This window comes from Hoyosella levis, from assembly GCF_026008515.1.
Taxonomy (GTDB): Bacteria; Actinomycetota; Actinomycetes; order Mycobacteriales; family Mycobacteriaceae; genus Lolliginicoccus; species Lolliginicoccus levis.
Window position 1 is genome coordinate 1 of sequence record NZ_BQYM01000002.1, and the last position, 13,934, is coordinate 13,934.

At 68.0% G+C, this 13,934-nt stretch carries 13 protein-coding genes and 2 rRNA genes; all 15 read left to right on the forward strand.

Annotated elements, in window-relative coordinates; genetic code table 11:
• Positions 1-105: ribosomal RNA gene (locus QC765_RS02135) — 23S ribosomal RNA — on the forward strand; the annotation flags it as partial.
• 204 nt (positions 106-309) lie between these two features.
• Positions 310-427, forward strand: a 5S ribosomal RNA gene (rrf, locus tag QC765_RS02140).
• Between the two features lie 590 nt (positions 428-1,017).
• Positions 1,018-1,599 (forward strand): tetratricopeptide repeat protein, encoded by a 582-nt coding sequence (locus tag QC765_RS16455; RefSeq protein ID WP_309297287.1) that lies wholly within the window; start codon positions 1,018-1,020, stop codon positions 1,597-1,599.
• 20 nt (positions 1,600-1,619) lie between these two features.
• Positions 1,620-2,702: an HAD-IIA family hydrolase gene (locus QC765_RS02150; protein ID WP_278312785.1), complete on the forward strand. Its 1,083-nt coding sequence runs from the start codon at positions 1,620-1,622 to the stop codon at positions 2,700-2,702.
• A complete protein-coding gene (locus QC765_RS02155; protein WP_278312786.1) occupies positions 2,695-2,925 on the forward strand; it encodes a hypothetical protein in 231 nt (76 codons plus the stop codon). Before QC765_RS02150 ends, QC765_RS02155 begins: the two co-directional genes overlap by 8 nt.
• 13 nt (positions 2,926-2,938) lie before the next feature.
• The gene (locus tag QC765_RS02160; protein WP_278312787.1) at positions 2,939-3,760 is read left to right on the forward strand and encodes a TlyA family RNA methyltransferase; all 822 of its coding nucleotides are present in this window, start codon (positions 2,939-2,941) and stop codon (positions 3,758-3,760) included.
• 20 nt (positions 3,761-3,780) lie between these two features.
• Positions 3,781-4,710, forward strand: a complete 930-nt coding sequence (locus QC765_RS02165) for an NAD kinase (RefSeq protein WP_373876651.1) — start codon at positions 3,781-3,783, stop codon at positions 4,708-4,710.
• A 2-nt stretch (positions 4,711-4,712) separates the two neighbouring features.
• Positions 4,713-6,497 (forward strand): DNA repair protein RecN, encoded by a 1,785-nt coding sequence (gene recN, locus QC765_RS02170; protein ID WP_278313108.1) that lies wholly within the window; start codon positions 4,713-4,715, stop codon positions 6,495-6,497.
• A 102-nt stretch (positions 6,498-6,599) separates the two neighbouring features.
• On the forward strand, positions 6,600-7,796 hold the full coding sequence (steA, locus tag QC765_RS02175) for a putative cytokinetic ring protein SteA (RefSeq protein ID WP_278312788.1): 1,197 nt from the start codon (positions 6,600-6,602) through the stop codon (positions 7,794-7,796).
• Between the two features lie 173 nt (positions 7,797-7,969).
• On the forward strand, positions 7,970-9,772 hold the full coding sequence (gene pyrG / locus QC765_RS02180) for a CTP synthase (protein ID WP_278312790.1): 1,803 nt from the start codon (positions 7,970-7,972) through the stop codon (positions 9,770-9,772).
• Positions 9,769-10,407 (forward strand): NUDIX domain-containing protein, encoded by a 639-nt coding sequence (locus QC765_RS02185; RefSeq protein WP_278312791.1) that lies wholly within the window; start codon positions 9,769-9,771, stop codon positions 10,405-10,407. Before pyrG ends, QC765_RS02185 begins: the two co-directional genes overlap by 4 nt.
• An 8-nt stretch (positions 10,408-10,415) precedes the next feature.
• Positions 10,416-11,333: a site-specific tyrosine recombinase XerD gene (gene xerD, locus QC765_RS02190; protein ID WP_278312792.1), complete on the forward strand. Its 918-nt coding sequence runs from the start codon at positions 10,416-10,418 to the stop codon at positions 11,331-11,333.
• 174 nt (positions 11,334-11,507) lie between these two features.
• The gene (locus tag QC765_RS02195) at positions 11,508-12,455 is read left to right on the forward strand and encodes a ParA family protein (protein WP_373876640.1); all 948 of its coding nucleotides are present in this window, start codon (positions 11,508-11,510) and stop codon (positions 12,453-12,455) included.
• A complete protein-coding gene (locus QC765_RS02200) occupies positions 12,452-13,264 on the forward strand; it encodes a segregation and condensation protein A (protein ID WP_278312793.1) in 813 nt (270 codons plus the stop codon). Before QC765_RS02195 ends, QC765_RS02200 begins: the two co-directional genes overlap by 4 nt.
• Positions 13,257-13,934: an SMC-Scp complex subunit ScpB gene (gene scpB / locus QC765_RS02205; protein WP_278312794.1), complete on the forward strand. Its 678-nt coding sequence runs from the start codon at positions 13,257-13,259 to the stop codon at positions 13,932-13,934. Before QC765_RS02200 ends, scpB begins: the two co-directional genes overlap by 8 nt.

The following is a 13,934-nucleotide window of genomic DNA, read 5'->3' on the forward strand; positions in this document are numbered from 1 at the left end:
GGGCGGGGTAAGGCCCCCCACAGACCATGGGGTTGATAGGCCGGAACTGGAAGCCCAGCAATGGGTGGAGGTGACCGGTACTAACAGGCCGAGTGGCTTGACCGCGCTTCGCGTTCGGCCTGCACGGCCCGACGAGCATTTGGCGCTCTTCTTTTCTCGACGAGCATGCATCGCGCACCAGCACATCGCCCCCCGTCGGGGGGTGGCTGCACCACTATCCGGCTGCCTGAGGCAGCACGCCCCGCCCTGATCGTTCCTCCCTGCCGGGAGGGGCGATCAGGGTGGTGGCCGCGCCTCGTGATGCTTTGCCTCGGTGGTCTTGGCGGAGCGGGAAACGCCCGGTCCCATTCCGAACCCGGAAGCTAAGCCCTCCAGCGCCGATGGTACTGCACCCGACAGGGTGCGGGAGAGTAGGACACCGCCGGGCAAACACATGTGAACACGCAGGAGGGGGCGGGGAGCCCAAGGGCCCCCCGCCCCCTCCTGCTATGTGCACCTGTCATCGCATTCCACACGGAACTCCTGCGATAATCACAGGTGCACGGATAAGCGCGTTACCCAGTCTGGAAGGACCCTGGCGTGAATGATCGCAACGACCGTCGTGATGGAAGCGACCGGTCATCCAACTGGAATCGCGATAGCAGCAACGATCGAAGGGGCGGTTCCCCGTCCGGAGACAGGCGCCCTAGTGGCGGCAGGCCCGCTACCGGCGGGCGGCCGGCAGGAGCCTCGCGCGATGGCGCCTCTCGATTCGAGGGCAAGGATCCCCGCGGCGGTGGCCCCCGTAGCGGCGGACCCCGGGGCGATGCCGCACGTAGCGGCGGTCGCGTCGAGCGCGAGCGATCCGGCGGGAGCCGTTTCACGGGTAGCCAGGACCGGTCACGGACCCATGGACCGGGCGCGGGGCGCCCGGATCGGCCGAGGGATCCGTTTGTTCCAGCGACAGTTGATGCAGCGGAGCTCCCCATCGAGATTCGACGGGATCTTTCAGCACTGGACAAGCCGTCGGCAGAGCTCGTGGCCCGGCACCTCGTGCGAGCGACGCAGCTAGTGGACGAGGATCCGCAGCTCGCCCTCGAGCATGCGCGCGCGGCCAGGCGCCGTGCCTCCCGGATCGCGGTGGTTCGCGAGGCAGCCGGAGTCGCTGCTTACACGGCGGGCGAGTATGCCGAGGCTCTCAACGAGCTGCGGACCGCTCGTCGAATCGGTGGCAGCAACGCGTTGCTGCCCATGATGGCTGATTGCGAGCGTGGCCTGGGGCGCCCAGAGCGCGCCATCGAGCTCGCGCGCACAGCGGAGGCAAGGTCCCTCGACACCGATGCGGCGGTCGAGCTCATGATGGTCGTCTCCGGTGCACGAATGGACCTGGGCCAGCATGAGGCTGCGGTCGTGTCTCTCCAGGGACGGGTGCTCGATACTCTCGTTGACGGTCCATCCGCCGCGCGGCTGCGCTACGCCTACGCAGAGGCGCTGCTCGCCGCGGAGCGGGTCGATGAAGCGATCCAATGGTTCATGAAGTCCGCGGAATCAGATCCCGAGGAGACTGACGCCGAGGAACGCGCCATCGAGATCGCCGCCGAACGACCAATCGACGACTAGTCATCCGGAAGCCCTTACTCATGCCGGACTCGTTGGGCCTCGCCCACGATGTATTGCTGCTCGACCTCGATGGCACCCTGTACACCGGTGCCACCGCGGTGCCGCATGCGGTAGAGGCGCTGCGATCCATCGAAGCTCGGGCGGGCGAGAGTCCAGCTCCGCGAGTTCTGTTTGTCACCAACAATGCGAGCCGAGCGCCCGCTGACGTTGCGGCGCACCTCGCCCAGTTCGGCTTTGCCGCGGATCCCGCAGATGTGGTCACCAGTGCACAGGCAGCCGCACGACTCCTCGCTAGCCGTGTGCCAACGGGCGCGAGGGTCCTTGTCGTCGGAACCGATGCCCTGGCTGAGCAGGTGGCGCAGGCCGGGCTCATCCCGGTACGGGATGCATCCGCGCAACCCGATGCGGTGATACAGGGCCACTCGCCCGATACCAATTGGCACATCCTGGCCGAGGCGGCACTGGCGATCCGTGGCGGCGCGCTGTGGGTCGCTGCCAACCGGGACACGACGCTGCCCAGTGATCGCGGGCTGCTTCCCGGGAATGGTGCGATGGTGGCTGCCCTCGAGGCTGCTACCTCGGAGACCCCGTTGGTAGCGGGAAAACCAGAAAAGGCGATCTTCCACGATGCGCTAGACCGGGGCGCTTTCCGCTCCCCGCTCGTGGTGGGGGACCGCCTTGATACCGACATTGCTGGCGCGCGGGCCCTCGGGCTGCCGAGCTTGTACGTGTGGACCGGGGTGTCGCAGCCGCTCGATGTCCTCGCCGCGCCAGTGGACTCGCGTCCCGACCACCTCGGTGCTGATCTGGGTGCGCTCCTCGAGCGTGCCGCGACGACGAGGGTGGGTGCCCCAGCGCCTATCACGGCGACCGCCACCGACGGTGCCATGCTGACAGTCGCTGTGTCGGAGGAGGTTATCGACCCGATCGTTGCGCTGCGCGCTGTCGCGCCGCTCGCCTGGGACTTGCTGGATCGCTTCGGAGAGCCTGTGACCGTGCGGCCCGAGGGGGCGGCGGCAAAGGCTGTGCTTCGCCAGTGGACGGCGCGAGCGCGCAGCAGCGCGTGCGGGCGGATATCGGCTAGCGTGAGTGACGATGACTAGACCCACGCCGATCCCGGGGCCGCCGCCCGGCCAGCGCCCTGCGGCCGACCAGCCAGTTGCGCCTGGCGATGTCGAGCACGAGATCCAGCAGCTTCTCGATCAGATCGATGCTACTTCGGTCGAAGCTGGCGCCGGGCAGGCAGGCATGGCTGCGCAGGTCGCGCTATTCGAGCAAGCACACTCAATCCTGGTCGAGGCGCTCGGTGCCATCGACGATGTCTAGGAAGTGACTGGCAATGCCCCGAAGAGTCCGAGTGGACGCCGAGCTGGTGCGGCGTGGCCTCGCCCGGTCGCGCGAGCACGCGGTCGAGCTGGTGTCGGCCGGCCGTGTGCAGTCCGCTGGAGCGACGATCGCCAAGCCAGCTACCGCGATCGAGCAGCACGCACCCTTGCATATCCTCGCTGCTGACGAGGAGGAGAACTGGGCCTCGCGGGGCGCGCGGAAGCTCCTCGGCGCGCTCGAGGCATGGGAGACCCGCGGGCTGCGAGTGGAGGGCCGACGCTGCCTTGATGCAGGGGCGTCCACGGGAGGCTTCACCGATGTGCTGCTCGCTCGCGGAGCACGCGAGGTAGTCGCTGTCGATGTTGGCTACGGGCAGTTGGTGTGGCGCTTGCAGAACGATCCGCGCGTGCTGGTCCATGATCGGACCAATGTCCGCACGCTCGACGCCGCCATGATCGGGGGCACGGTCGGGCTGATCGTCGCGGACTTGTCGTTCATCTCCCTCGACCTAGTACTGCCCGCGTTTGCGGCGTGCGCTGCGGACGATGCCGATCTGCTGCCAATGGTCAAGCCGCAGTTCGAGGTCGGCAAGGACCGGCTCGGCTCCGGCGGAGTGGTCCGCGACCCAGCATTGCGCGCCGAGTCGGTGGAGCGGATCGCGATGCGGTCCGAGGCACTGGGCCTCGGGGTGCGCGGCGTGGTGGCAAGCCCGCTCCCTGGTCCCTCGGGCAACGTCGAGTACTTCCTATGGTTGCGCAAGGGCAGCGCGGGCCAGGTGTCGGCCGAGGAGATCCGCATGATGGTGGAGACCGCTGTCGCGGAGGGGCCCCAGTGATCGGGACCGAGAGCGCGGGCCTGGCGACGGGCGGCAGCAGGGAGATCCTGCTTGTCGCGCACACCGGTCGGCCCGAGATCGTCTCCACGATCCAGCATGTCGCACGGATACTGGCGCACTACGGGATCGGCTTGCGCGTCCTGGCGCACGAGGCGGCGAGCACGCATGTGGCCGCCGATGGATTGCCCGGCTACGAGACAGTCATCGAGGCCGGGCCGGATGCCGCCATGGGCTGCGAGATGGTGCTGGTCCTTGGCGGGGACGGCTCGATGCTGCGCGCGGCCGAGTTCGCTCGCAACGCCGGAATCCCGGTCCTCGGCATCAACCTTGGCCGCATCGGTTTCCTCGCGGAGACCGAGGCGGATCATCTCGAGGACGCCCTCGGGCAGGTGGTGCGGCGCGAATACAGTGTCGAGCACCGGATGACGTTGCACATGCGGGCGTGGTCCAAGGGGGAGGTCATTGCCGAGGGCTGGGCCTTGAACGAGGCCAGCATCGAGAAGGCGCCACGGCTTGGTGTGCTGGAGGTCGTTCTCGAGGTCGATGGCAGGCCGGTATCAGCGTTTGGCTGCGATGGGGTACTGGTATCGACCCCCACCGGCTCCACCGCATACGCGTTCTCCGCGGGCGGGCCGATCGTATGGCCCGAGCTCGAGGCGTTGCTCGTGGTTCCGAGCAACGCTCATGCGTTGTTCGCGCGGCCCATGGTCACGAGCCCCGAATCAGTGGTGGCAGTAGAAATCGACCCGCAGGGCCATGATGCGCTGGTGTTCTGCGATGGGCGCCGGATCACCCAGGTGCCAGCCGGAGGGCGCGTCGAGTTCCGCAAGGATGACCGCCCGGTGCTGTGGACGCGGCTGGACTCGGCCCCGTTCGCGGATCGGCTGGTGCGCAAGTTCGAGCTGCCTGTGCAAGGCTGGCGCGGCCGGACGATCCGAGAGGAAGGATGACCATGCTCGCCGAGATCCGCATCAGCAACCTCGGTGTGATCGAGTCCGCCGCGGCGGAGCTGCACCCAGGCTTGACCGTGCTGACGGGAGAAACAGGCGCGGGCAAGACGATGGTGGTGACGAGCCTGCACCTCCTTGGTGGCGTGCGGGCGGATGCCCGGCGTGTCCGTGCCGGCGCGGAGCGGGCGGTGGTGGAGGGCCGCTTCTCCCTGGATCACGCCGGTGGGGCAACGCGCGATGAGGTCGCGGAGATCCTCGACTCGACCGGCGCCGAGGCCGACAGCGACGAGACAGTGATCGCGGTGCGCACCGTCAGTGCTGAGGGACGTTCCCGCGCCTATCTCGGTGGACGCAGCGTTCCCGCGGCATCGCTAGGACGTTTCACCGGGGCCTTGCTGACCGTCCATGGCCAGAATGACCAACTGCGCCTGCTCAAGCCGGACCAGCAGCGTCACGCGCTCGACCGGTTCGCCGGTGATTCCGTGGCGTCGTTGCTGGAGCGGTACCGGGCAGCGCGCAAGGAATGGCGATCCCTCGCCCGGGAGCTGGACGAGCGTACTTCGCGCTCGCGCGAGCTGGCGCAGGAGGCTGATCGCCTGGCGTTCGGGATCAAGGAGATCGAGGAATCCGAGGCATCGCCAGGCGAGGATGTCGAGCTCGCCCGCGATATTCGACGGATGAGCGATCTCGATTCGCTGCGGGAGAAGGCGGTGACCGCGCTCGCGGCGGTGATGGGACCTGGGGAGCACGTTCCCGATGCGATGGAGGGCGGTGACGCGCTCGCGCTGCTCGGACAGGCTCGCCAGGCGCTGGAGTCCGCCGATGACCCGGCGCTGCAGGGCCTCGCGGCGCGCGCCGACGAGGCTGTGCTGCTCGTGAATGACCTGGGCGCGGAGCTGAGCGGCTACCTCTCCGATCTGCCCAGCGATCCGGGGGCGCTCGATTCGATGCTGGGTCGCCAGGCGGAGCTGAAGGCCCTCACCCGCAAGTACGCCGCCGACATCGATGGTGTGCTGGCGTGGGCGGAGGAGGCCCGCGAGCGGCTGCAGCGCATCGACGTGTCCTCCGGGGCGCTCGAGGAGCTCGCAGTACGGGCACGGGCCGCTGCGAAGGATGTGGCGCGGTATGCCCTGGAGCTATCGCGCGCGCGGCGCAAGGCAGCGACCGAGCTTGCTCGTGCCGTCACGGCAGAGCTGTCCTCGCTGGCGATGGGGCGGGCTTCCCTGGATATCGTCGTCGAGCAACCACCTGCTGAGCCGGGCTCCGAGTTGGCCATCGAGGTGGCGGGCGGCTGGTGCCAGGCGGGCCCGGTGGGCATCGATGCCGTGGAGTTCCGGCTGGCCGCGCATGATGGCGCGACCGCGATGCCACTGGCGCGGAGTGCCTCGGGAGGCGAGCTCTCGCGGGTGATGCTGGCTCTCGAGGTGGTGCTCGCCGGCGGCGACGGCACCGCGACGCTCGTGTTCGACGAGGTCGATGCTGGTGTGGGCGGGCGTGCCGCGATCGAGATCGGCCGTTGCCTGGCGCGGCTCGCTCGCACGCATCAGGTGATCGTGGTGACGCACCTTCCGCAGGTCGCGGCCTATGCGGATACGCACTTGGTCGTGGACAAGCAGGACTCGGGGGATTCGGGATTGGTGAGCGGCGTCCACGCGGTCGATGACAGGGATCGTGTAGCCGAGCTGGCCCGCATGCTCGCAGGCATGGGGGAGTCGGATACCGCGCGCGCCCACGCCGAGGAACTGCGTGCCGCAGCGATCACCGAGCGGGCCCGGCTCGCGGACTGAGGTGCTGCCCGGGCTCCGGGCGCGATGCGAGAACCGTTGCGTAACTTTTTGATCTCGGCGCGCCTCCGACCGCTCGGACCCGGAGGGGTTCATTATCGGGACATGAAGATGCCGTCACTGCTGTCGCGCAATAGCTCCACCCTGCCTGGCGTGATCGGTAGCGCCCGGGTCGACCGCGATGTCGCGAGGGCCGCGCGCCGTGCTGGCCGTGGCGATGTGGTCGTCCTGAGCCAGCCGGATCTCGACGGGAAGACTTGTGAAGCGCTGATCCGCGCGCAGGTCGCCGCGGTGGTCAACACCGGCACCTCGATCTCGGGCCGGTATCCGAGCCTGGGGCCGCTGCACCTCGTCCAGGCGGGCGTAGTGCTCGTCGATGGTGTGGGCGAGGCGATCCTTGACGATGTCAAGGACGGCGCGAAGGTGCGCGTGCACGAGGGCGAGGTATTCCTCGGGCAGCGGGTGGTCGGGGAAGGCATCGAGCTAGCCGAGGCCGAGATCATGGAGCTGCTGTCGGAGACGAAGCGCTCCCTCGCGACGCATATCGACGAGTTCTCGGTGAACATGACGGACTTCCTCCACGAGGAGGGGCCGCTGGTCATCGAGGGCGCGGGGATCCCGGCCTTTGACCTCGACCTGCGGGATCGGCAGGTGGTGGTGGTGGATGCGAGCCCCGGGTTCGAGAAGGACCTGCGCCGTGTCCGCCCGTTCCTCAAGGAGTACCAGCCGATCCTGATCGGTGTGAATGGTGGCGCGGACGCGTTGTTCCGGTCTGGCACCAAGCCAGATCTCATCATTGGCGATCCGGACACGATGAGCGCGGAGACCTTGAAGTGCGGCGCCATGATCGTGCTGCCCGCGGAGCCGGACGGCCACGCGAAGGGGCTGGACCGGGTGCAGGATCTCGGGGTAGGGGCGCTGACGTTCCCGTCCTCGGCGAATCCCGCGGACCTGGCGTTGTTGCTCGCGTACCACCAGGGCGCGTCGTTGATCGCGACGGTGGGCGTGAAGGGATCTCTGGAGGATTTCCTGGACCGGGATCTCGCCGTGGAGTCCCCGTCGACATTCCTGACGCGGGTCCGCGTGGGGGATCGGCTCGTGGACGGCCGGGCGCTGGCGACGCTGTACCGGAGCCGGGTATCGGCCACAGCGATCGCATTGTTCGTGCTCGCGCTGATGGCGGCCGCGATCGTGGTGCTGCTGATCGTCAATGGCGTGGACGACCCGGTCGGGTGGGGCGTGGACCAATGGAACACGTTCGCGCTATGGGTGCAGGACCAGGTGCAGAACCTGCGCCAGTAGCGCCGTTGCTGGGGCCGGGAAGCGGGATGTTCCCTCATCGTGGGATGGATCGCGGGAGAATCGCAGGTCCGACGTGCAGGTTTCCTCATCGCGGGCCGATTGGTGTTACCGTGAAATCCCGTGGGTCAGCAGGCCCCATTCGTAGTCTGCTCGATTAGGTCACGGGAGTTTCTTTGCCATTCTCACGCCATAGCGCGAAGACCGAGACGAAGCACATCTTCGTCAGCGGCGGCGTCGCTTCATCACTCGGCAAGGGGCTCACTGCCTCAAGCCTGGGCCAGCTCCTCACGGCCCGCGGACTGCGGGTCACGATGCAGAAGCTCGACCCCTATCTCAATGTCGATCCCGGAACGATGAATCCGTTCCAGCACGGCGAGGTCTTTGTCACCGAGGACGGTGCGGAGACCGATCTCGACATCGGTCACTATGAGCGATTCCTCGATCGGGACCTGCCAGGATCGGCGAACGTCACGACTGGCCAGGTGTACTCGACGGTCATCGCTAAGGAGCGCCGCGGCGAGTACCTCGGCGACACGGTGCAGGTCATCCCGCACATCACCGACGAGATCAAGAACCGCATCCTCGCGATGTCCGGCCCCGACCTGCAAGGCCATGTGCCGGACGTGGTGATCACCGAGATCGGTGGCACCGTCGGTGATATCGAGTCGCAGCCATTCCTCGAGGCAGCGCGGCAGGTCCGGCATGACGTGGGGCGCGGCAATGTGTTCTTCCTGCATGTGTCGCTGGTCCCGTACCTCGCCCCGTCGGGCGAGCTGAAGACCAAGCCGACGCAGCATTCGGTGGCGGCCCTGCGTAACATCGGTATCCAGCCGGATGCGCTGATCCTGCGCGCGGACCGGAACGTTCCCGAGGCGCTCAAGCGCAAGATCGCCCTGATGTGCGATGTCGACGAGGAAGGCGTGGTATCGACCGCGGACGCTCCGTCGATCTACGACATCCCGAAGGTGCTGCACCGCGAGGGCCTCGATGCCTATGTGGTCCGCAAGCTCGGACTGCCATTCCGCGATGTGGACTGGACCGTGTGGGGCGACCTGCTCGATCGGGTCCACAAGTCGCGCGAGACGGTTCGCATCGCCCTCGTCGGCAAGTACGTCGACCTGCCCGATGCCTACCTGTCCGTCACCGAGGCGCTGCGCGCGGGCGGCTTCCATCACCGGGCCAAGGTCGATATCAAATGGGTGCCGTCCGATGATTGCGCCACCGAGTCCGGCGCGGCCGCGGCCCTCCACGATGTCGACGGCATCCTCATCCCGGGTGGATTTGGCATCCGCGGCATCGACGGCAAGCTCGGCGCCATCCGCTACGCCCGGTCCCGGAAGGTCCCGCTGCTCGGACTGTGCCTCGGGCTGCAGTGCGTCGTCATCGAGGCAGCCCGCTCGGTCGGCCTTGACGGCGCGAACTCCGCGGAGTTCGAGCCAGAGACCCCCCACCCGGTGATCTCGACGATGGCTGACCAGCTCGATATCGTCGCTGGGCACGCGGACATGGGCGGCACCATGCGCCTCGGCGCTTACCCGGCGAAGCTGGAAAAGGGTTCTGTCGTCGCGCAGGCGTATGGGGCGTCGGATGTCTCGGAGCGCCATCGTCACCGCTTCGAGGTCAACAACTCCTACCGGGATCGCATCGCCAAGAGTGGCCTGCGCTTCTCCGGCACCTCGCCCGACGGCAAGCTCGTCGAGTTCGTCGAGTACCCCAAGGATGCGCATCCGTTCTTCGTGGCCACCCAGGCCCACCCGGAGCTCAAGAGCCGACCGACCCGTCCGCATCCACTGTTCGCGGCGTTCGTCAAGGCCTCGATGCGGTACTCGGCGGGGGAGCGGCTGCCCGTGGAGATCCCCGGAACCGACGGCGATGCCGGGGAATCCAAGGCTGGGGAGTCCAAGGCTGGGGAGTCCAAGGCTTCGCAGTCCACGATTGCGGAGTCCCGCAAGAAAACTGGCAACCCGGCCTCATGACGGGCAGCGACCGCCACGATTTCCGGGTCATCGAGTCCCGCATCGCTTATGAGGGGGCGGTGCTGGCCCTGCGCGTCGACGACGTCGCCATGCCCGGGGGAAGGACCGCGAAGCGGGAGGTCGTGGAGCATTTCGGGGCGGTCGCGGTGCTAGCCCTCGACGAGGACGACAAGCTCATGATGGTGCAGCAGTACCGGCATCCGCTCCAGGAACGATTGTGGGAGCTGCCGGCCGGGTTGCTCGACGAGCCCGGCGAGGATCCCGTGGACGCGGCCCGGCGGGAGCTCCGCGAGGAGACCGGTCTCGCGGCGAGCACCTGGCAGGTGCTCATCGACGTCGCGGTCTCGCCCGGCATGTCCGATGAGGTGACACGCGTCTACCTCGCGCAGGGCATCGCCGCGGTCGACCGGCCCGAGCTCGAGCATGAGGAAGCCGACATGCATACCGGGTGGATCGCTGTTGACGATGCGGTCCGGCAGGTGCTTGACGGCGCCATCGTCAACGCCACCGCCGTCGCGGGCATCATGGCGCTGGTAGCGGCACGTGCCTCCGGCTCGGCACTGCGGCCAGCCCAGGCCCCGTGGCCGCTGCGCTCCACGCGGCTCGCGCGGCGACGGTTCGCGGACGGTGACTGACCATCGCCATGCTTGTGCACCAGGTCTCCGCATATCTCGACCACCTCGCTGTCGAGAAGGGCGCATCGCCCAATACGCTGAGCTCGTACCGGCGGGACCTGATGCGCTATGCGCGGCACTTGCAGGGACGCCATGTCAACAACCTTGCCGATGTTGCCGAGAGCGACGTGGAGCAGTTCGTCGTCGCGCTGCGGCTCGGTGATCCCGAGGAGGGGCGGCCCGCGCTCTCGCCCAGCTCGGTCGCGCGGGCTCTCATCGCGGCGCGCGGACTGCACCGGTTCGCCCTCGCTGAGGGCATCATCGCTGCGGACGTGGCGCGCGCGGTCAAGCCGCCGAGCCCCAGCAAGCGGCTGCCGAAGGCGCTTCCCGTCGACGAGGTCCTCGCGATCCTCGACTCCGCGGGCAGCGAATCTGATGGTCCGCGGGGGCTGCGCGACAAGGCGCTCCTCGAGCTGCTCTATTCGTGCGGGGCACGCATCAGCGAGGCCACCAGCCTCGACATCGACGATCTTGACGTGGAATCCCGCTCAGTGCTGCTGCGCGGCAAGGGCGGCAAGGAGAGATTGGTGCCCGTGGGCCGCCCGGCCATGGAGGCACTCGAGGCATACCTGGTGCGGGGACGGCCCGTTCTGGTGCGGCGCTCCACCCCGGCGGTCTTCCTCAATGCGCGCGGCGGACGGCTCTCGCGGCAGAGTGCCTGGCAGATCCTGCAGACCGCGGCGGGACGGGCAGGGCTCTCGGTGACCGTGTCCCCGCACACCCTCCGGCACTCGTTCGCCACGCACCTGCTCGAGGGTGGCGCGGACGTGCGCGTGCTGCAGGAACTGCTTGGACACGCCTCGGTGACCACGACCCAGGTGTATACCGCGGTGACGGTGACAGCGCTGCGCGAGGTCTGGGCGGAGGCGCACCCCCGTGCCCGCTAGCAGGATCGCCCACCTTCCCCGCAAGGGTGGCCCGTGTCGAACGCCATGTTGAACTGCAGCAAACGGTACCGTTAGCACATCGCAGCCGGGGACGTGATGCGGCCCAGCCCCGCGAGAGCACAGCCATGGGATAGCCCACTATCAGGTCCGCGCAGTGAAGGAGAACCAACCACCGTGAAGACACCGCAGCATCTCGCCGCGGAGTCCGAGCGACCAGCGACCTCCAGCACGGAGCACCCCGAAGGCCACTTGGCCGGAACGGACGCCCCGCAGGAGGAGACGCTTGGTCCAACGGGACGCCCGGTGCGCGAGATCCCCGAGCCGCAGCCACTGCGTGGCCACGGCCCCGCCAAAGTTGTCTCGCTCTGCAACCAGAAGGGTGGCGTCGGCAAGACGACCTCCACCATCAACCTTGGCGCCGCGCTCGCAGGGTACGGGCGCCGCGTCCTGCTCGTTGACCTCGACCCGCAGGGCGCCCTCTCGGCCGGGCTCGGCGTGGCCCACCACGAGCTCGAGCAGACGGTGTACAACCTGCTTGTCGAGCCCCGCGCCTCCACCGAGGATGTCATCATGCGCACCCGCGTCGACGGCATGGACCTGCTGCCCAGCAACATCGACCTCTCGGCAGCCGAGATCCAGCTCGTCAACGAGGTGGGGCGCGAGCAAACCCTGTTCCGCGCGCTGCACCCCGTGCTCGACCGCTACGACTATGTGCTCGTCGACTGCCAGCCCTCGCTTGGCCTGCTCACGGTCAACGCGCTCGCCTGCTCCGACGGCGTCATGATCCCGATGGAGTGCGAGTACTTCAGCCTCCGCGGGCTCGCGCTGCTCAACGACACCGTCGCCAAGGTGCGCGAGCGGCTCAACCCGCGGCTGCAGATGGCAGGCATCCTCGTCACCATGTTCGACGCGCGCACCCTGCATGCCCGCGATGTGATGACCCGCGTCGTGGAGGTCTTTGGCGACCTCGTCTTCCACACCACCATCAACCGCACGGTGCGGTTCCCCGAGACCAGCGTCGCCGGGGAGCCCATCACAAGCTGGGCGCCCAAGTCCGCGGGCGCGATCGCCTACCGGGCCCTCGCACGGGAATTGATCGCGGGGTTCGGCAGGGGCCGGTGAGCGACCAGCCAAGCCCCGACGCGGACGATGGGCGTGTGTTCAGCGTGCGGCTGAGCAACTTCGAAGGCCCCTTCGACCTGCTTCTGCACCTGATCAGCCAGCAGAAGCTCGACGTCACCCACGTTGCCCTGCACACGGTGACCGATGATTTCATCGCCTATACCAAGCGGCTCGGCGCCGAGCTCGGCCTCGACCAGACCACCGAGTTCCTCGTCGTCGCCGCGACCCTGCTCGACCTCAAGGCCGCCAGGCTGCTGCCCTCCGCCGACGTCGACGATGAGGATGATCTCGCGCTGCTCGAGGCGCAGGACATCCTGTTCGCCCGGCTGCTCGAGTACCGCGCCTACCGGCAGGTCGCCGAGCTGTTCAGCGCGATGGAGGAGCAGGCCAGGTTCCGCTATCCGCGCGCCGCATCGCTCGAGGACCGCTACGTCGACCTGCTCCCCGACGTTGTCCTGGGCGTCACGCCTGATCAATTCGCCGAGCTCGCCGCGGCAGCATTCCGGCCCCGCCCCGACCCCGAGGTCAGCATCGCCCACATGCACGGCGAGCTCGTCACCGTGCCCGGCGAGGCCAGCGCCATCCTCGCCCGGTTCGCCACAGCGGGGCCGGGCACCTGGCTGACATTCCACGAGATCGTCGCGGACTGCGACAGCACGCTCCGCATCGTGGTGAGATTCCTCGGCCTGCTCGAGCTATTCCGGGAAAAAGCCATCGACATCGACCAGGACGAGCCGCTCGGCGCGCTGCGCGTGCGCTGGACCGGCATCGAGCCCGCACTATCCGACGCAGGGGACGACTATGGATGATCGTGACGACCGCTCCGATGTGCACGAGCCGGAACCCGAGCACTGGCCGGAGGAACGCGTCGAGGCCGCGCTCGAGGCGCTCCTGCTCGTGGTGGACACCCCTGTCGCGTCCCGTGATCTCGCCAACGCGCTCGACCTGCCCGAGGACCGCGTGCGGCGTGCGCTGATCCGTCTCGCGGCGAGCTACGAGAATCGACGCAGTGGCATTGACCTGCGGTTTGCTGGTGACGGTTGGCGCATGTATACCCGGAGCGAATACTCTTCTTATGTCGAACGACTAATCCTGGACGGCGCGCGGTCAAAATTGACCCGGGCTGCCCTCGAGACCCTCGCCGTCGTTGCCTACCGGCAGCCCGTCACGCGATCCCGCGTCAGCGCGGTCCGCGGCGTCAACGTCGACGGTGTCATGCGGACACTGCTCGCCCGAGGTCTCATCGCCGAAGCCGAACCCATCCTGGACGTTCCCGGTACACACTATGTGACGACGGAACTGTTCCTCGAGCGGCTTGGCATCGCATCGCTCGACGAGCTCCCGCCGATCGCGCCGCTCCTCCCGGACGTGGATGTGATCGACGAACTGGGCGACGAGCTGAACGATGAGCTCGCCGTCCGCATAGCGAAGGCCGAGCGCCGCAGACAAGGTGCTCGCGCCGAGCCAACCACTGAATAG

Excerpts from the sequence above, each read along its gene's own strand:
- recN (WP_278313108.1), top strand. The coding sequence starts at position 4,713 with ATGCTCGCCGAGATCCGCATCAGCAACCTCGGTGTGATCGAGTCCGCC.
- steA (WP_278312788.1), top strand. The coding sequence starts at position 6,600 with ATGAAGATGCCGTCACTGCTGTCGCGCAATAGCTCCACCCTGCCTGGC.
- QC765_RS02150 (WP_278312785.1), top strand. The coding sequence starts at position 1,620 with ATGCCGGACTCGTTGGGCCTCGCCCACGATGTATTGCTGCTCGACCTC.
- xerD (WP_278312792.1), top strand. The coding sequence starts at position 10,416 with ATGCTTGTGCACCAGGTCTCCGCATATCTCGACCACCTCGCTGTCGAG.
- scpB (WP_278312794.1), top strand. The coding sequence starts at position 13,257 with ATGGATGATCGTGACGACCGCTCCGATGTGCACGAGCCGGAACCCGAG.
- QC765_RS02155 (WP_278312786.1), top strand. The coding sequence starts at position 2,695 with ATGACTAGACCCACGCCGATCCCGGGGCCGCCGCCCGGCCAGCGCCCT.
- QC765_RS02185 (WP_278312791.1), top strand. The coding sequence starts at position 9,769 with ATGACGGGCAGCGACCGCCACGATTTCCGGGTCATCGAGTCCCGCATC.
- QC765_RS02160 (WP_278312787.1), top strand. The coding sequence starts at position 2,939 with ATGCCCCGAAGAGTCCGAGTGGACGCCGAGCTGGTGCGGCGTGGCCTC.